This is a genomic window from Bacteroidota bacterium, from assembly GCA_005882315.1.
Lineage (GTDB): Bacteria > Bacteroidota > Bacteroidia > Chitinophagales > Chitinophagaceae > VBAR01.
Genome location: VBAR01000001.1, coordinates 1,281,496 through 1,300,374 on the forward strand (window position 1 = coordinate 1,281,496; position 18,879 = coordinate 1,300,374).

At 38.4% G+C, this 18,879-nt stretch carries 17 protein-coding genes; 5 read left to right on the top strand and 12 right to left on the bottom strand.

Annotation, left to right across the window (positions count from 1 at the left end; genetic code table 11):
- The first annotated feature begins 24 nt into the window (after positions 1-24).
- Entirely contained in the window at positions 25-1,752 is a 1,728-nt protein-coding gene (locus E6H07_05310; protein ID TMI65340.1) for a M3 family oligoendopeptidase, read from the top strand.
- A gap of 163 nt (positions 1,753-1,915) precedes the next feature.
- On the opposite strand, the gene E6H07_05315 is transcribed toward E6H07_05310, so the two are convergent.
- Together E6H07_05315 and E6H07_05320 are read right to left on the bottom strand one after the other, a co-directional pair.
- Positions 1,916-2,329: a transcriptional repressor gene (locus tag E6H07_05315; GenBank protein TMI65341.1), complete on the bottom strand. Its 414-nt coding sequence runs from the start codon at positions 2,327-2,329 to the stop codon at positions 1,916-1,918.
- Positions 2,330-2,339: 10 nt separating this feature from the next.
- The gene (locus E6H07_05320; GenBank protein TMI65342.1) at positions 2,340-2,951 is read right to left on the bottom strand and encodes an SCO family protein; all 612 of its coding nucleotides are present in this window, start codon (positions 2,949-2,951) and stop codon (positions 2,340-2,342) included.
- Between the two features lie 109 nt (positions 2,952-3,060).
- On the opposite strand from E6H07_05320, the gene E6H07_05325 reads away from it, so the two are divergent.
- Both E6H07_05325 and E6H07_05330 read left to right on the top strand, forming a co-directional pair.
- Entirely contained in the window at positions 3,061-3,453 is a 393-nt protein-coding gene (locus E6H07_05325; GenBank protein ID TMI65343.1) for a MerC domain-containing protein, read from the top strand.
- A 59-nt stretch (positions 3,454-3,512) separates the two neighbouring features.
- Positions 3,513-3,935, top strand: coding sequence for a nuclear transport factor 2 family protein (locus E6H07_05330; GenBank protein TMI65344.1), 423 nt, complete (start codon positions 3,513-3,515; stop codon positions 3,933-3,935).
- Positions 3,936-3,937: 2 nt separating this feature from the next.
- Here E6H07_05330 and E6H07_05335 read toward each other — a convergent pair whose 3' ends face one another.
- From E6H07_05335 to E6H07_05345, 3 genes are all read right to left on the bottom strand, one after another.
- Positions 3,938-4,342, bottom strand: a complete 405-nt coding sequence (locus E6H07_05335) for a hypothetical protein (GenBank protein ID TMI65345.1) — start codon at positions 4,340-4,342, stop codon at positions 3,938-3,940.
- A 72-nt stretch (positions 4,343-4,414) separates the two neighbouring features.
- Positions 4,415-4,654, bottom strand: coding sequence for a hypothetical protein (locus E6H07_05340; protein ID TMI65346.1), 240 nt, complete (start codon positions 4,652-4,654; stop codon positions 4,415-4,417).
- Between the two features lie 222 nt (positions 4,655-4,876).
- Entirely contained in the window at positions 4,877-5,650 is a 774-nt protein-coding gene (locus tag E6H07_05345) for a glycoside hydrolase family 25 protein (protein ID TMI65347.1), read from the bottom strand.
- A gap of 83 nt (positions 5,651-5,733) precedes the next feature.
- On the opposite strand from E6H07_05345, the gene E6H07_05350 reads away from it, so the two are divergent.
- Positions 5,734-6,300 carry an acyltransferase gene (locus E6H07_05350; GenBank protein TMI66471.1) on the top strand — a complete coding sequence of 189 codons (567 nt, stop codon included), beginning with the start codon at positions 5,734-5,736 and terminating at the stop codon, positions 6,298-6,300.
- 650 nt (positions 6,301-6,950) lie between these two features.
- Here E6H07_05350 and E6H07_05355 read toward each other — a convergent pair.
- The 6 genes from E6H07_05355 to E6H07_05380 form a co-directional block, all read right to left on the bottom strand.
- Complete coding sequence (locus tag E6H07_05355) at positions 6,951-9,140, bottom strand: hypothetical protein (GenBank protein ID TMI65348.1); 2,190 nt, start codon at positions 9,138-9,140, stop codon at positions 6,951-6,953.
- Positions 9,103-9,912 carry a hypothetical protein gene (locus E6H07_05360; GenBank protein ID TMI65349.1) on the bottom strand — a complete coding sequence of 270 codons (810 nt, stop codon included), beginning with the start codon at positions 9,910-9,912 and terminating at the stop codon, positions 9,103-9,105. Before E6H07_05360 ends, E6H07_05355 begins: the two co-directional genes overlap by 38 nt.
- A complete protein-coding gene (locus E6H07_05365) occupies positions 9,912-10,949 on the bottom strand; it encodes a 6-bladed beta-propeller (protein TMI65350.1) in 1,038 nt (345 codons plus the stop codon). The genes E6H07_05360 and E6H07_05365 overlap by 1 nt, the downstream gene beginning before the upstream one ends.
- Before the next feature lie 201 nt (positions 10,950-11,150).
- On the bottom strand, positions 11,151-12,599 hold the full coding sequence (locus tag E6H07_05370) for a DUF1501 domain-containing protein (GenBank protein ID TMI65351.1): 1,449 nt from the start codon (positions 12,597-12,599) through the stop codon (positions 11,151-11,153).
- A 365-nt stretch (positions 12,600-12,964) separates the two neighbouring features.
- Positions 12,965-15,280 carry a DUF1553 domain-containing protein gene (locus E6H07_05375; protein ID TMI65352.1) on the bottom strand — a complete coding sequence of 772 codons (2,316 nt, stop codon included), beginning with the start codon at positions 15,278-15,280 and terminating at the stop codon, positions 12,965-12,967.
- Positions 15,281-15,338: 58 nt separating this feature from the next.
- On the bottom strand, positions 15,339-16,934 hold the full coding sequence (locus E6H07_05380) for a M1 family metallopeptidase (protein ID TMI65353.1): 1,596 nt from the start codon (positions 16,932-16,934) through the stop codon (positions 15,339-15,341).
- Between the two features lie 184 nt (positions 16,935-17,118).
- Between E6H07_05380 and E6H07_05385 the strand changes: the two genes are divergently transcribed.
- Positions 17,119-17,472, top strand: a complete 354-nt coding sequence (locus tag E6H07_05385; GenBank protein TMI65354.1) for an arsenate reductase — start codon at positions 17,119-17,121, stop codon at positions 17,470-17,472.
- A gap of 1 nt (position 17,473) precedes the next feature.
- Here the strand turns inward: E6H07_05385 and E6H07_05390 are convergent, their stop codons facing one another.
- Positions 17,474-18,814, bottom strand: a complete 1,341-nt coding sequence (locus E6H07_05390; GenBank protein TMI65355.1) for a Gfo/Idh/MocA family oxidoreductase — start codon at positions 18,812-18,814, stop codon at positions 17,474-17,476.
- Positions 18,815-18,879 lie beyond the last annotated feature (65 nt).

Below are 18,879 nucleotides of genomic sequence, written 5' to 3' on the forward strand. Positions count from 1 at the left end.
GGCTTTTGTTTTTAAATATTTACTATGAATTATTCTGCTGATATCAAAAAACTCCCTCGTCATTTTTTACCTGGAACACTTGAAATAAAAAACTGGGAAGTATTGGAGCCATATTTTAAAAATCTCGATGATAGAGGGCTCAATTCACAAGCTGATTTGGAGCAGTGGCTGAAAGATAGCAGTGAACTGGAGGCCGCAATCAGCGAAGACGCATGCTGGCGTCAGGTTCGTGCTACTTGTGATACAGAGAATAAGGAGTATGAAAATGCTTTTAACTATTTTATGATGGAGATTCAGCCAAAGATCCAACCCTGGGCTGATAAGCTGAATAGAAAACTAATTGCTTCTCCTCTTACTAAAGAACTTGATCAAAAGAAGTATTTTACTTTTTTAAGAAATATTAAAAAGAGCATTGACCTTTTTCGTGAAGAAAATATTCCACTGCAGGCAGAACTAAGTGTCGAAGCACAAAAATTTGGAATGATCGCCGGCAAAATGACCGTGAATGTAAACGGGCAGGAATATACATTACAGCAAGCGGCTAAATTTTTAGAAGACCCTGATAGAAAACTGCGTGAAGAAGTTTACAGAAAAGTAAATGACCGCCGTCTTCAGGATAAAGACCAGCTCAATGAGTTGTACTCGAAGCTGGTAGATAAAAGAAATAAAGTTGCACATAATACCGGGTTTAAAAACTATCGTGACTTTCGTTTTGCAGAGCTGGGACGTTTTGATTACACGCCTGCTGATTGTTTTCTTTTTCATGATGCAGTTAAACAACATGTGCTTCCGTTGATCAATTCTATTTACGAAGGAAAAAAGAAAAAACTGGGATTAGATACTTTACGTCCGTGGGATATAGATGCAGAACCAGAAGGTACTGAGCCTTTGCGTCCTTTTAAAAATGGAGAAGAACTTACACAAAAAACGATTGCCTGTTTTGATGAGCTGGGAACCTTCCTGGGTGATTGCTTACGAAAAATGAAAGAGCTCGGGCATTTTGATCTTGAGAGCAGAAAGGGTAAAGCTCCCGGAGGTTACAATATGCCACTGGCTGAAAGCGGCGCCCCTTTTATTTTTATGAATGCAGCAGGAACGCTGGATGATGTAACCACGATGGTGCATGAAGGCGGCCATGCTATTCATTCTTTTCTCAGCCATCATCTTGAATTGAGCGGATTTAAAGAATATCCTACTGAAATGGCAGAGGTAGCGAGTATGAGTATGGAATTGATGAGTATGGATAAATGGACAGTTTTCTTTGACAATAAAGAAGAACTGGTACGGGCAAAAGAACAGCAACTGGAAAGAGTAATAACAATTCTTCCGTGGATAGCCATTATAGATAAGTTCCAACATTGGGTGTATGAAAACCCTTTGCATACATTAGAAGAAAGATCTGAAAACTGGTTGAGAATATTAAATGAATTCGCTTCACAAGTAGTAGACAATTCCGGCCTGGAAGAATACCGGAAATATGGATGGCAACGTCAGCTTCATCTTTTTGAGGTTCCTTTTTATTATATCGAATATGGAATAGCTCAATTAGGGGCAATAGGCATGTGGATGCAGTATAAAGAGAATGGGAAAAAGGCTCTCGATAACTATCTGGCAGGGCTAAACCTTGGTGGTACCAAGACCCTTCCCGAACTGTTTTCTGCTGCCGGCCTGCGTTTCGATCTTTCACCCCAGCATATTGGCAGCCTGATGAATTTTGTTAAAAAGGAACTCGATAGTTTAACAGGAGCATAAAAAATACTACGAAAGTGGTATTGTCAGGTCTCAGGAAGGAATCTACATTTGAGTATCAAAACGAATTAATCAAACCGATTATAAACTTTTGCTACTAATCAGAGCCTTAACCTGAGTCCCGGTGTTTCCACAACGGGGCTTTTTTTATGTCCCTTTTGGTAAATTAGGCCATACAGTTTTTGCAAACGCCACTAATCACAACTTCAATTTGTTCCGGCGAATATCCTTTAGGAAGTTTTATTTCCGGGGTTGTTACTTCATCGAGACAGTAAGTGGTGCCACATTCCTTGCATTGAAAATGGATATGATGATCATGATGATGACCTTCTGAACATTCATCTTTACATAATGCGTACTTTATCGAATTATCAGGAGTTGGAATTGTATGAATAATTCCTTTATCAACGAATACTTGCAGGGTACGATATACAGTTACCCGATCAAATTTTTCTCCGGCACCTTTTTCAATATCTGCATGCGCCAATGCGCCTTCTTTCCCAATAAAAAGACCCAAAATTTTTTTCCGGGTGTCAGTAACACTTAGATTATTTGACTTTAATATCTGATCAACCTGCATAACTGTTTATTTAATCTTTTAATGTTTTTTCAATATCACGTATAAGACTATTTACTTCATCCATTTTTAATCCATCATATATTTTAAATACTTCCCCTCTTTTATTTACTAAAGCCCAGAACTGAGTATGTAAAAAATCATCGTCAATACTTTTTAAATTATTGGCCGGATCATCAACAGCATAAGCAAACCGGGCCATGTTATATAAACTATCCTTACGACCTGTGAGAAAGATCCAGTTCGCCGGATCAGCACCAATAGAATCTGCATAACGTTTTATCCTCGGTACAGAATCCACTTCCGGATCGCTTGTATGTGATAGTATCAAAAAATCCTTTTCACCTTTGAATCGTTCATACACTTTTTTAAGATTCCCATTCATTTCCGGACAAATACCCCGGCAAGTGGTAAAAAAATAGCTTGCTACAAACACTTTACCGGCCACATCTTTTTCTGTTACCTGTTTTCCTTCCTGGTTGGTGAAAAAGAAAGGTTTAGCCCGGCTGATCGGCGTCAGCTTAGATCTCTTAAACTCAGGAACAAGTGAGGTAATAATAAAATAGAACGCCACAATAAGACCCGAAAAGAATAAGATGTAAAATGTTTTTTTGCTTATGCTCATTTGAAGCACAAAGTTAACCCATGGAATGCGAATCAATTCAGACCAGGGTTCCTAAACCGGTAAATTGTATTTTGCAACAAGGTTGCTTTTTTCTATCTTTGCTGTTCGCATGAACTTCAAAATCAATTGGGACGCATTAGGAATATCAGCCAGCCTGGCCTGTGCTATTCATTGCGCCCTGTTGCCAATGTTTTTGACCTCGCTGCCATTATTCGGGATTAATATTATTCATAATTACTGGTTTGAAGCAAGCATGATCTTACTCGCAATGGCGATTGGTGGCTATTCATTATATCATGGGTTTAAAAAACACCATCATAGCAGCTTGCCGATGTTATTATTTTTTTCGGGGCTGAGTTTTCTTTTTTTAAAAATGTTTTTACCTCAATATGAACTGTGGTTGCTGATCCCCGCAGTGATCTTAATTGTTTCAGCACATATAAATAACTACCGCTTCTGCAGAGTGCATAATCATGCTCATTCAGAAGATTGCGATCATTAATACTGCTTTCCGGAAATTGATTTAATCTGTTTATCTTAACCCGATAAATCTTTCAGTAAATGAAAATGCTATTCTTACTCCTTGCAATGTTCTGCATAACAACTTTATTTGGCCAATCAAAAGATGAAGCGGCTGTTCGAAAAGTTTTAAGTACTCAAAATGAAGCATGGAACCGTGGCGATGTAGTTTCTTTTATGAAAGGTTATTGGGAAAACGATTCAATGATGTTTATTGGAAAAGGCGGAGTGACATATGGGTATAAAAACACACTTGCGAATTATAAAAAAAATTACCCCGATACCGCAACCATGGGTAAACTCACATTCACGTTGATTTCTGTAAAAAGATTATCAGAAAAATATTTTCGTGTAGTGGGCAAATATTATTTAACGAGAAGTATTGGTGATGCAAGCGGCCATTTTACGTTATTGTTTGAAAAGATAAATGGAGAATGGGTGATCATTGAAGACCACAGCAGTTGATCTTACTGTAGCTGGTAGCGGTTCATCATTCTTGCAAAAACAAAATAAGAAGCCGAAAGCCCGATCACTGAAGAAGCAATATCAAAATAATCAAAGGTTCGGCCAAAGACAGGGAATAACTGCAGGTATTCATTTATTACCAGCATACCAAACCCCAGCATGCAAACTACCCGCAGGTCTATTAATGATTGAATACGGAATATGCGTGCCACAAAATAATTCTTTCCCGAAAAAAGCCAGTAAGCTCCAAATGGAATGAGAAATGAGCCAAGAAGATTAGGTGCTATGCCAAGCAACAGCCTGGCTGGTTCTTCAAAATGATAATTTGGGCGGATACCAAATTTTATTGACCAGATAACAAGGGCACCTGTGATCATAAACCAGCGGCAAAGTGTTTTTAACTCCATGGCAGATTAGTTTTTCTAAAATAGAGATTTTAATTCAGCTGGCAATAATCGCTGAATAGTATTTTAAAAACTTTAGCGACCACCGTTTTTCCAGGTCTTTATTAAATAGTAAACGAGGGCAACAAGCCCGATAAGAAAAAAAGAATAGAAGAGAATATTGTAGAGGATGGGATTTTTTCCAATCAAAGCAAGCTTATAGTAAAGACCAAAAGTTAATGCAGCGATCAGCAGGATCAATGACCAACTGATCGAGTAAAGAATTTTCCTGAAATACTTTTTTACTTCTTTATCCATGCCGCCCTCTTCCTGCATAAACAAAATGATTAATTGAAAATGGAAGGTCGCAAAGATCAGTCAAAGCAACAAAGAGGTTAATCGGTAGTGTCTCAGTTTGAAATCAGGTAGTTGTAAAATGCTTTTGAACCACATAGACACATAGGCCACAGTAGTAAGAAACACATAGAATGTCTATGTGAAAACCTATGTAACTATGTTCCTATGTGGTTCAATTTTTTCAAACTGAGATACTACCGTCTAATCAATTAACAGATCAATAAAGGCGGTACTGTCACCATTAAATACATTAAAATCTACTTTGGATATAATACCATTTACCCGGCCCTCTTCGCTATGTTGCCAGAAAGACCAGTTACGACTGATACGCGGCTGGTTGTATTCATAATAATGTGCTGCCCATAGCATATACTTATCAAACTCACTGCCGAGATACTGTTTATAAAAACCTACATTGGTATAAATGATGGGTGTTACTCCATAATAATTTTCAATAGTTATCAGCCACTGTTTTACTTCTTTTTTTAAGGCTGCGCCGGTTGATCCATTAAGTTGTTCAATATCCAGTACCGGCGGCAGGTCGCCGGGCTGCAGATCAACATTATCAATAAAATTCTGCGCCTGCATCATTCCATCCTTTGATGCAATAAAAAAATGATAGGCTCCGCGAATAAGCCCCGCTGCTTTTGATTTTTTCCAGTTGCGGCGAAACTGCGGGTCTGCATTACCAATGCCTTCAGTTGCTTTTATAAATGCGAACTTTATAGAAATATTTTTCACCCGCATTTCTTTTACTGCATCCCAGGCGATCATCTGCTGGTAACGGCTTACATCTATTCCATGTACAGCATATTGTTCAGGAATTGCAATTCCGAATTCTTTATACTTTACAAAACGGGCTTTACGTAATTGCAGCCATTCGATAGTATAAAGGATTCCCAATGTGAGCAGGCCTAATGCAATAAATAAGATGAGTCCAAGTCGCCATTTTTTATATCCTTTTCTTTTTGCCAAGTGGTGTTTGTGGTTTAGCGGACAAATATACTTAGCAGGTCATTTTCATTTCGTTAAATTCACTTTTGAAATAAAACTAAATGCTGCGACTGTTCTGGAAAATATGGTGGAAGCTCGGAGGTTGGAAACTGAAAGGTAATTTTCCCTATCACATAAAAAAAATGATGCTGATCGTTGGGCCGCATACAAGCTGGAGAGATATTCTTGTCGGCTTTGCAGTAAGGGAGCAGCTAAAGATCAGGAATGCGAAATTCCTGGGAAAGAAAGAATTATTTGATGGGCCGTTTGGCTGGCTGTTTCGCTGGCTGGGCGGTGTACCGGTTGACCGCTTCAGCAGACATGGCGCCGTAGAACAGGTAACAGAACTATTTAATAAAAACAATGAGTTCATTGTAGCGATGTCACCCGAAGGGACAAGAAAAAAAGTAGATAAACTAAGAACGGGCTTTTATCATATTGCCAAACAGGCAAAGGTTCCGATACAAATGGTGGGGTTTGATTTTAGTAAGAAAGAAGTTATATCTGCTGAGCCGTTTTATCCCGGTGATGATGAAGCCGCCGACTTTAAACATATCATTGATTTTTTTGCACCGATCAAAGGGGCAAAACCTGAGCAGGGTTTGGGGCATCTGAAAGCAACTAACAACTAATGGTAAATTATTAATTATTGGTTGGTTTTTTACACAGTTCATGTTGGCTGTAGATTTAGTCCTTGATAGATGCTAAGCTATCAATCGTCCTATAAAGGTTGAGTAAGCTGTCTTGTCTTACTAAACGATATTTTTGAAAATCTTTTTCCAATAAAGGGAAGTCGCAATTACTAAATTTTGTTGTGTCGTAAACAATAGGCATATCTCTATTACTGATTAGCCCCTCAATCTGAGGTCGAAACCTATTGTTAACGTGAAGTCGGTACTGGTCTATAAATTGTTTTTTGTCAACTACGTAAGTGTACCATATCCGGATGTCGCTAGAGCGAGGAAATCTCTCCATACTTTTAACCTTCCCAACGGTCAGAGCCTTGTTCCTTATCAAACTCTTCTGCGCTCTATTTAAAAAATAAAACACAACAAGCATAACGAAAAGCATAAAGACTAAAAACTTCAAAACATCTTTATGCCTTTTTTGAAGTGTCAAGTTTCTATTGTTTGAGAATTATAGTCGTTAAAAAATTTACAGCCAACTCATAAATATACGCAATAGCTGGTATAAAATTTCTATGACAATCAACAGATTTTTTTATTTCAGCATTATAACGCCCATGCGAAATTACAGGATTAAGTATTTTTTGAAGTAACAATCAATTCACAAAAACCTCATCTGTAAAAATCCATCCTCTATCTCCTTTGCCCGGATGCCATTTAGGTAATTTTGCAACAGGCACAGCAACTACTTTAATGTACTTAACAGTTGCAGTATTGAATTTTACTTCAAATCCTTTTTGATAAGATGGCTTGACCATTGCCGGTTGTTCGGGAATGATGCGGCCAAGCAATTTCAATTTCTTTGATTCATCACCACCCCAGACTTCTATTGATTGCGGAGGCATGATATAACCACCAATATCAATCAATGAACTCATTGTTATACTGGAGATCTCTGAGGGTTGATTAAAGATCAGTAATGCTTCCATTTTATTCTGCCGGAATGCTACCCACTTACCACTACGGAAACTATTATTTCCTTTAACAAGATCGATCAGTGTTTTATTCTTTGCATCTTTATATTGTTCATCAGGTGGTAATAAATGAATAACTGAGTCAGGCTTGTATTTGGCAGCGTAAAAATAATTTTCCGTTATATCACTGCTGTACCAACCGGGTTTGTATGCTTTGGCTTTTAACTGAACATTTTTGCTGATGGTAACATCAGTATTATAAACCGGAGATTTTAAACTGTCTGGTTCAGTGCCATCTAATGTGTAGCGAATAGTAACGCCGTTGATATAATGTTTTAGCTTCAACGCAACAGGTTTTGTAATTATCTGTTCTTCGTTTTGTAAAACTGGTGCAGTTAATTTTAATGTGAGTGTATCACCGCGGAAACCGGTTTCAATTGCAAGATTCTTATTAGCTTGCTGTAATTGTTTGAGTTCATCATCTTTTATTCCTGTGCTCCATAGAAACAATTTAGATAGTTGTGGTAATGATACGATCTTTTTTACATCACCCATATTTAACTGATTGCCAGAAAGAGTAAGTTGTTTCAATTCTTTCAGCTTATTAAGTTCATCAAGGTTTGTTCCTTTGATACCTGTAAAAGAAAGGTTCAGTTTTCTTAATTGAGTTAATTGGCCAATTGTTTTTAAATCTTCATCCTTCAATGGCATTTTATTCAGGTTAAGAGAAACCAGTTGTTGTTTTACAGAAAGCAGATCTTTTAAAGCATCGGAGTTGAATTGTGATGCGCTAAAAAGTTCTGCACCCAATGCCGGCGACCCTTTTGCTAATGGATAAACGATCCGGTAATTATTATTTAACGATTTTATTTTGCTTTCATCTGCTGCTGCAAAATCATAATCATCTGTTTCGATCGTAGTAAAAATTCTGTTTGCAATTTTTCTTAGATCAGATTCGGGTTCCAGCTCCGTTACTTTAATTTTAAAATCAGCACCACTCTTTATCCAGTTGCTCAACACGGCCATTTCATCATCAGTTAATTGTGGCTTGCCTTGTGGTGGCATATGTTTTTTTGTTTCAAGCGGCAGGTGAATTCTTTTCAGGAGCAATCCAAAGTCGGCTGATGTTGAGTCCCATAATTTTCCGGTCTTACCACCTTTTAGCAAAAGCTCCTCCGTTTCCATTACCAGGTCACCTTTTGCTTTTTTGTTGTTGTGGCAACCCATGCATTTGGTTTGGAGAATGGGTTTAACCAGATCATTAAATACGATTGCATCTTCCAGCAACACCTGTTGCTGTTTTTTCTCCGGCATAATAGGAGCCAATAAAAAATTTTGTCCATGTGTAATGCCAGCACCCTGGTGCCCGGTGAATATAATAGCAGCAAAAGTGATCGCAGCTCCTGTAATTGTTATTGCGTTTGATCTTTGTAACTGGTTTCTGAAACCATACCACGCCAGCATTATAAGCGAAACAATTATGCCACTCCATTTATGCCAGCTCAATGCTTCAGCGTCATATCCCTCTTCTCTTGAGAGAAACAAACCCATCAATGCAGTAGCTGCAGATGTAAATGCAGCCAACAACAACAACCACTCACCAATATTATTGGCTGTTTCTGTAGGGGAAACTCTCTTCTGAAATAATAAAACCCATAACACATACAACACAACAAATACGATCGGGAAATGTAAAATCATTGGATGCATTCGGCCAATTACCTGTATCCATGAGGTCAGGACGATTCTGCTTTCAAACAATAACAAAAAGATAAGCAGGCAGTTTACTGCGAAGCTGATATTATAAATTATGTTTTTGGTTTTGTTCACTGGTTCAATATACTTTGATTTCATCAATAAAGCACCAGGCATGCTGTCCTTTGGCCAGGTGCCAGTCGGGCATTTTGTTAACAGTAATGATCATGAAAGAAATTTTCCATGTTGTTATAATTTTATCTTTTGGAGTGATCAAACGCATACTGCAACCAGCCGGCGATTCGACTTCACTTTGTATTGTTTCAGTTCCGAACGGATCATACACATTTTTCTCATCATCATAATAGAGAGCAACAATTTTTTTCGGTAAAAATATCCAGCTGCTTTCATTGCGTAGAAAATTCAGTAATACACCGCCTATCTTTTCTTTTTGAGGAAGCTCCACATTGATCCAAACCGTATCACTGTCAAATCCCATCCATGTTTTTGAAGAAGCATTTTCAATTCCTCCTTTATTATCAAATAAAGTACTGTCACCGCTACCGGGATATTTTGGATTTGGTGCTGTAGTGATTATTTTTTTTATTCTTTTCCCATCTTTTACAAAACTATATTGAATGGTTTCTGAAGGAGTAAATCCTTTAGCAAAAACTTTTGCTCTTACAGTATAGAATGATTGTTTTAAAACAAAAGGTTTTTTATAAAGCGAAGACTTTTCTGTTACCTCAGGAAAAGGGCCGGTAGGAAATCTATTAAAAATATCAAAATAAATTTTTGCTCCGGACTGTGCAAATTTCAATTCAAGTTTTGCTGAGTCTTTAAAAAACACAGACTCATATTTTACCAGGGGCTTTGCCAGCTGAAAGCTATCCTGTGCAAATAGATTTGTGCAAGTGAAAAATAAAATCAGGCTAAAGAGTTTCTGCATCAGGCTACCGGTTCTAATTTATAAGGATATTGTTTGCCGGAATTCCATTGGGCCACATACATATTTTCTTCGTCATCAATACATACATCATGCGGGTATTGAAAAACTTTAATGGTCTGGTACATTTCATCAGGCTTACCGTCTTTATAAACGGGCTCACTACCGGCAAGATTTGAAATAACCTTATTGTTTTTGTCAAGGATGGTTACAAACCCGGATTGCTTCCATTGATTGCTGTTACTTTGTAAAACGGCAGCATATAAATAATCTCCTTTAATGACAGGGCGGCAAACCCATGCACCGGGCAATGAAATAGTATCTATGAATTCGCCAGTCATCGAATAACGCTTAAAACAGTTCTGCTCCCTGGAAGTAACAATCAAAACTGGCTTGTTTTTATTTCTTGTATCTACACAAACTCCATGAGCATTTTTTAAATATTTTTCTTCTGTACCCCTGCCACCAAAATGCCGGATATATTCCCCCTTATGATTGTATTGGATAACAAAATCTTTTCCATATCCATCCACTACATAGATATCGCCATTTGAAGCAATAGTAGTTTCGGTAGGAACGTATTCCTCTGCTTTTGTATATTGTCCTGTTTCTTTAGGGTAGTCAAGCGTCATTAGCACTTTACCATCAATAGTTGTTTTAATTACCTGGTGGCGGTTATTATCACAAATGAATAATATATCTTCTCCGTTTTCATTAAACAAAGTCAATCCATGTGCGCCGGGATACTCGGTGCCCCAGCTGCTTAACAGCTTCCCTGACTTATCATAGATCAGCACATTATTCTTTGTTTCATTGGTGAGTAGAATGATACGGCCTTTTTTATCCTGTATCATTTCATGGCAATCTTTCACCGGGTATTGCATCGCATCAGCTTTGCTCCATTTAGTATTGATGCGGTAGCGTTTATTGCCATGACCAAGAATTGTATCCTCTGGTTTGGCTGATTTTAATAATGAAGGAGTGAGCAATGTACTTGCAGCTGCTAAAGATGTTTGTTGTATAAATTGTTTTCGTTTCATTTTTTTGTTTTACCACAGAGTCACGGAGACACAGAGGAATAAAGTTTCTTATCTCCGTGACTCTGTGGTGAATTTATTGTTCATAGAATTACAGAACGATGAATGGAGCGTCGCAACCATAGCATCATAGTAGCAATGGCGTTAAGTTCATAAATAATTTCAATTAACCATCAGACCGCATTTAGCGTTCCGATGGAAAGGCTACGCAATCAATCCATTGACCACCTCACCTGCTACATCCGTCAAACGATATCGGCGACCCAGATGTTTGAATGTAAGCTGTTCATGATTCAAACCCATCAATTTCAAAACGGTTGCATGAAAGTCGTTTACATGCACTGGGTTCTCGGCAATATTATATCCGAATTCATCGGTCTCACCATACACACCGGGTTTTATACCACCGCCTGCCATCCAAATTGTAAAGCAACGAGGATGATGGTCACGTCCATAATTATCTTTTGCCAATGGACCCTGGCAATAATTAGTACGACCAAACTCTCCACCCCAGATCACTAATGTTTCATCCAGCAAACCACGTTGCTTTAAATCACGAATGAGTCCTGCACTTGCACGGTCAGTATCCATACATTGTCCTTTGATCTCACCGGGCAGATTGCCATGTCCATCCCAACCCTGGTGATATAGTTGTACAAAGCGAACACCATTTTCAGAAAGTTTGCGTGCCAGCAAACAATTAGCTGCATAAGTACCGGGTACCAAACAATCGGGTCCATATAATTTAATAATGTCTTCCGGTTCTTTACTCATATCCGTTATCTCGGGCACGGCTGTTTGCATACGATATGCCAATTCATACTGCTGGATCTTTGTATTGATCTCCGGGTCGCCAAATTCTTTATATGATTCTTCATTCAGTGCAGATACATTATCCAACATTTTTCTTCTGTCATCTTTATCTATACCATCTGGGTTGTTTAAATATAACACAGGGTTTTCGCCACTACTGAATTGTACACCCTGGTGAATTGAATCGAGAAAACCATTTGTCCAGAGTTTTGAATAAACGCCTTGTCCATTACCTTTTCCTTTTGAAAGTAACACACAAAAAGCCGGCAGGTTTTTATTCTCGCTTCCCAAACCATAACTCAACCATGAACCCATGCTGGGACGGTTACCAACCTGTGCGCCAGTTTGAAAGAACGTCAATGCCGGATCGTGATTGATAGCTTCGGTATGTAATGTTTTAATGATACATAGATCATCAGCAATAGAAGCTGTATGTGGCAGCAACTCACTTATCCAGGCACGATGCTGGCCATATTGATTGAATTTAAAATAAGAACCTGCTAATGGAAATTTTTGTTGATTAGCTGTCATGCCGGTAAGGCGTTGCCCCATTCGTATAGACGCTGGCAGATCCTGGCCAAACATTTCAATCAGCTTTGGTTTGTAATCAAACAGATCCAGTTGTGATGGTGCACCGTTCTGAAATAAATAAATAATACGTTTTGCTTTGGGAGCAAAATGTGGTAGGCCTGTCATCACTAATTCTTCTTCACTGCCGCCACCAAACAAATCAGGAATAAGCAATGAACCCAATGCTGCACTGCCTATACCAAGACTCAGCCTTGATAAAAACTTGCGGCGGTTGATATTCAATCCATGTTCGAGAATCTCTTTTTGCATCACATTTATTTTATGTTGTCATCGCTATTATTACTATTAAACTTATGTTGCGTCCGCCTGAGGCGGATCAACTTTCTATTTTCTATTCAGCACAAATCAACCACCCTGTTATTTTCTAATCATTCTTCTTTGCGCACAAATATTGAACCCCCGTCCGTACCGGCACGGGCGGGCCTACGGGGTTCTCTAATCATTTGTTTTTCTTTTACCCCGGGTTTCATCCCGATAGCCATCGGGACTACCAATATTGCGCCCCGCTGGGGCGCCGAAACGTTTTCCTTCTTCTCAACATTTCGATTTTAAAAGAACTTTCCAAATAAGCAAGCCATGTGTACCGGCAAGCCCCCTTTAGGGGGTTTGGGGGTTTATGTTTTTGTAATTGCCTCCTCCATATTGTAAATAATATTCAGCACTTTCATCATCGCTGCTGAATTATTCAGATCTAATTTTTCATTCAATGGATATTCTCCCACTTTTAAAGTTTTCAAGGCATCCAGTTTTTTCTGTTGGAATAATAGTAACTGTTCATCATAATAATTTTTAAGAATAGACAATTCTTTTTCCGATGCTTTGCGGCAGATAATTAACCGAAATGCTTTGTTTATTTTTTCTTCCGTTGATGATTGTTCACTTACTAATTTCTGCGCCAACACTCTTGATGCTTCTAATACTGTCGGATCGTTCATCATGATCAGGGCTTGTAAAGGAGTATTTGTTTTTAAACGTTTTACTTCACATTGGTCACGGTTGCTGGCATCAAACAACATCATAGATGGTGGAGGTACGGTAAGTTTGATAAATGTGTACATGCCTCTTCTATACAATGCATCGCCTTCATCCTGTTTATAAGTGGCGAGTACACCACGACCCGATGTAGCAGCCTCCCATAAACCCTTAGGCTGGTAAGGTTTTACACTCGGACCCCCGATCGTCTTATTTAACAACCCGCTGCTTGACAAAACAACATCACGAACAAACTCAGCTTGTAATCTTGTTCTGGGCGCATGCGATAAATAAATATTCTCGGGATCTTTTTTCTGTTGTGCATCTGAAATTTTTGCAGATTGACGATAAGTAGCAGACAGCAGAATCTTTTTCATCAGTAGTTTTATGTTCCATCCGCTTTCCATAAAATCAACAGCCAGCCAATCGAGCAGTTCGGGATGAGAAGGTAATTCACCCTGCATTCCAAAGTCACCCGTTGTTTTTACCAAACCTCTTCCAAATATTTCCTGCCAGAGTTGATTTACAAACACTCTTGCAGTCAGAGGATTTCTTTTATCAATCGTCCATGCTGCAAGCCCCAGCCTGTTGCGGGGGAATTTTGATTCTTCAAATTTCATTACAGCAGGAATAGCTTCAGGTTGTACTTCCGTTGTCGGCATATTGTACACACCACGGCTTAGTATATATGTTTTGCGAAGCGTATCCCTTTCTCCCATTACAGAAACAGTCATATTACCCGTATCTTTTTTATTAATGAAAGAAAGCGTTGATTTTACTTCTGCATCACTGATCGTTATCAATGGTTTCTTTGCCGGCTTCGATTGTGTTACATCGCCTTCATAGCCGATCTCTTTTGTGTTATTGAAAAAGGCAAACAAAGAATAATAATCTTTTTGCTTAAATGGGTCATACTTATGATCGTGACATTGGGCACATTCAATGGTTAAGCCTAAGATCCCTTTACCGAATGTTTTTGTTTTATCAAGTATATATTCAATGCGGTATTCCTCTTCAATTACACCACCTTCTTCTGTATATTTATGATTACGGAAGAAACCCGTTGCAAGCATTTGTTCTTTGGTAGCATTAGGTAACATATCACCAGCTATCTGCCAGGTAAGAAACTGATCATAAGGAATATTTTTATTGAAAGCATGAATAACCCAATCCCTCCAGGGCCATTGTGTTCTTATATTATCATCCTGGTAGCCGTAACTATCAGCATATCTCGCCACATCCAGCCAATGCACCGCCATCTTTTCTCCATATTGTGGCATATTCATCAACTCATCTATTGCTTTTTCATAAGCATTATCCGTTTTATCATTCAGAAATTTATCCATCAACTCCATTGACGGTGGTAAACCGGTTATATCTAAAGAAATTCTTTTCAGCAATCGTTCTTTGTCAGCTTCTTCATTAGGTGTTAAATTCTTTTCATCCAGTTTTTCTAAAATGAAATGATCAATTTCATTTTTTACCCAACTCTTGTCACTGATTTTTGGCAGTGGAGCTTTTTGAGGAGAAATAAAAGCCCAGTGTGTTTCATATTTTCCGCCTTGCTGTATCCATTTTCTGAAAAGCTTTATTTCATGATCAGTCAATGCGCAGAGATGTGAACCAGGCTCGGGCATCATATAAGAAGTATCGGTGGATGAAATGCGTTTATAGAGTTCTGATTCATTGGGTTTGCCCGGAACGATCGCAAAAGCTCCTTTGGTTTCTTTGAGCGGAGCGTAGGCGCTGTCAGCAATATCAAGTCTTAATTGTGCCTGTCTTTTATTGGCATCCGGGCCATGGCATTTAAAACATTTATCAGAAAGAATAGGACGGATATGAAAGTTGAAGCTGACAGTATCCGGCAGGGTATCACTGTTGTTTCTATTAAAACAGGAACTGACAGCAACCAATATTGTTACTATCGCAAGCAGAACCGTTATGAGCCTTAGCTTCATGAAGAATAATGAACGGAAAAGTTACGAAAATTGTACAATCAGTGTTGTCGAATTATATCTACTCATAAACAACTCTTTTAAGATAATAACCCTTCGCATCAATCAGCGGCGGCGTTTTACTATCAACTGTAACTCCCTGCATCTGCATCAGTGTCATTCTCGTTGTGCCTTTATCAGTTGTAATATCTACAGGCAATTCAATGTTTAAATTACTGAGTGTGATCTTGTATTTATCACCGGCACGATAAACAACTTTAAATTCAAGTTTATCAGTCGTCCGAAGATAGAAATCAAAAAAGGGTTTCAGGTTTTTGCCTGATTCTTTGCTGAACAACTGCTCTACATCATCTGTTGTTACAAAATTATTGTAAGTATATTTTTCATCTGTCGCCAGTTTTTTAAGAATGGGGAAGAACACCGATTCACCCAACAAATAACTCAGGCTATGCATAAAGAAAGCTCCCTTGCCATAGATCGGTCCTTTATAAGCACTGTCTGAATCGACTTGTTCGCCTCGTACTACAGGAATTTTTCCGTTTAGCGTTGCTGCCGTGTTACGCATCCGCAATAAATAAGCTTCTTCACCAGCGAGCTCTTTTGTTGCAAGCGCATCTCCAAATGAACAAATGCCTTCCTGTATCCACATATGAGCCCAATCTTTATTGGTTACTTTATTGGCCCACCATTCATGTCCGAATTCATGGTGCAATAACCAATCAAAATCTTTATCTCCTAATTTTTCATACTTGTATTTATTCCCATAAGCGATATTGGTTTGATGTTCCATACCGAGATGCGGGGTTTCCGAAGCCGCAATTCTTTCTTTGACCCATGGATATTCTCCAAAATATTTTTCCTGTATATGTGTTGATTGCTCAAATAGATCAAGAAATTTTTCAGCCTTATCATAATTTTCTTCCAACACATAATACTCCATTGGCACTTTATTTCCATTTACGGTTGTATAGATCCGTTTTGCTACTTTATAATTACCGGCATTGAAAAGAATGCAGTAATTGCTGATGGTATAATTTGTTTTCCAGTGATAAGTAGATTTATTTTTTTTTGTTTTGACTGATTGTAATAAACCCGGCCCCGCAACAACCAATCCTTTTGGAACAGTAATCAACATATCAGCACCTTCGTCAGGCTCATCACTGGGATGATCTTTACAGGGAAAAAATATTTTAGCTCCTTCACCCTGGCAAGTCATAGCTATCCAGTGATTTCCTTTTGAATCCTTACTCCATTGAAAACCGCCATCCCAGGGAGCATTTTTAGCAACACCGGGTTTACCAGCATAACTGATCTTTACTTTTATTCTTCCGGGTTGTAAAGATTGAGCCAAAGAAATTTTTATCAAATTATCTGTTGAGTGAGTAAAAGGTTGCTTTTTATTATTTACTAGAACATCTTTTACAGTTAACCCATTCCAGAAGTCGAATAATAACAAGGAAGTTTCTTTTGTGAGTACAAGTTCGATCTCGGTCCATGCATCTATTGTTTGTGTTTCCGGGTTTACTTCCATTGCAACGGTGTAATGTTTAATGTCCATTATGGCTTGCTCGGGTTTTAATACACCACCTGATTTCAGGTTTTGAGAAAAGGAGAGAACTGGCGCCAACAATAACAGGATAAAAATTGTTTTCTTCATGTGTATGGTTTGGAGAAAGGTATAAAAAAATATTTATCAATCAAGATGGGCTAAAGCCCAAAGAAGAAACCGGCGAATAGCCCCAGCCTTAAGGCTGGGGTAATGAATCATCGGCTTAAGTAAAGGGGCTTTAGCCCCGCATTTGAATACTGTAGTAAATTTGCAACTGAAAATAAAAGATCATATGAAGAAAATGTATCATCTCGGAAACTGTACAACCTGCCAGGCAATTATAAAAACTACAGGTATTGATAAGAAAGGGTTTGATATGCAGGATATCAAGTTTGAAAAAATAACTCCGGCCCAGATAGATGAAATGAAGAAAATGGCGGGAGGCTATGAGGCTTTATTTAGCAGAAGGGCTATGAAGTATAAAGAATGGGGATTAAAAGATAAAAATCTTGGAGAAAAGGACTATCGTCAATATATCTTAGATGAATACACTTTTCTAAAACGCCCCGTTGTTATCATCAAAGACAAAATCTTTGTAGGTAGTGAAAAGAAAACAGTAGAAGCTTTAAAAAATGCTGTAAAATAATTTACACCTTCGGCAATGTATATCCATTATGATAATGTGCTTTCAGATATTCAGCATTTAATTTTTCATCCGTTAATTTTCCCTTTGTTTTATCCCAGGTAATTTTTTGCTGGCTTCTGAATGCAATATTTCCCAATTGACAAACTGTGGCAATATGTGCACCGGTACTTATCGGGCAATTCAAGTCTTCCTGTTTTCCTGATTTGATAGCAGCTACAAAATTTTCCCAATGTTTATTAAGACCATTGTCTGATGGTTTTTTTCTTTCCACTTTCACTTTCTCTTTACTTCCGTTTTCTTCGATCACTTCCCATCCGCCCCTATCCAATTCTAATGTTCCATTATTTCCAATAAAAGCAATACCATGATCTTTTCCAAACAAACCGTTATCAATTCCCATTGCATGATCCCATATCAGGTTGAATTTGTCAAACTCATACAAAGCACCCATTGTATCCGGTGTTTCCTGGGAAAGATCAGGGTAAGCAAAATTGCCGCCAAGCGCTGAAACAGATTTTGGAACATCGGCATTCATTCCAAATATTGCATAGTCCATGAGGTGTACGCCCCAATCAGTCATCAGGCCACCGGCATAATCCCAGAACCAGCGAAAGTTGAAATGAAAACGACTTGCATTAAATTTTTTGGTTTGTGCAGGACCGAGCCACATTTTATAATCAACACCAGCGGGTGGTTCACTGTCTGCAACTTTAGCAGCTGGTTTCATCCAGCCCTGGTAACACCAAACCTTTACTGTTCTTATATTTCCCAGTTGACCGGTTTTGATGAAATCAACTGCATCACGGAAATGCTGTTGGCTTCTTTGCCATTGTCCGGCCTGTACGATTTTATTATAACGTTTTTGAGCAGCAACCATTAGGTTACATTCTTCAATAGAGTTGCCAACCGGTTTTTCTACATATACATGCTTGCCTGCTTGGCATGCATGTATCATTATCAATGCATGCCAGTGGTCGGGTGTGCCGATAATGACAGCATCAATATCTTTTTGTTCAAGTAATTTTCTGTAATCACCATATGATTTCACTTTTGTTGCATCAATATTCCCGTCCGTACCGGCACGGGCGGGCATTTTTGCCAGGTCTCCCAATCGTTTATTAACTACATTTTTATCTACATCACATATCGCAACCAAATTAACTCCCGGAATTTTTAAAGCTGCGGTCACATTACTCCAGCCCATGCCATTGATACCAATTGCCCCAATATTTAACTGGTCACTTGGAGAAATAATGTTTTTAAAAATACCAAATGAGGAAAAGACTGTACTACCAGCGACTATAGTAGCTGAGTTTTGCAGAAAGCGGCGACGATCGTTCATGTAAAATAGTTTAACTGTGTTGGTTGAAGTTATGATATAATTTTTAATGCTATCTTTTCAGTAAC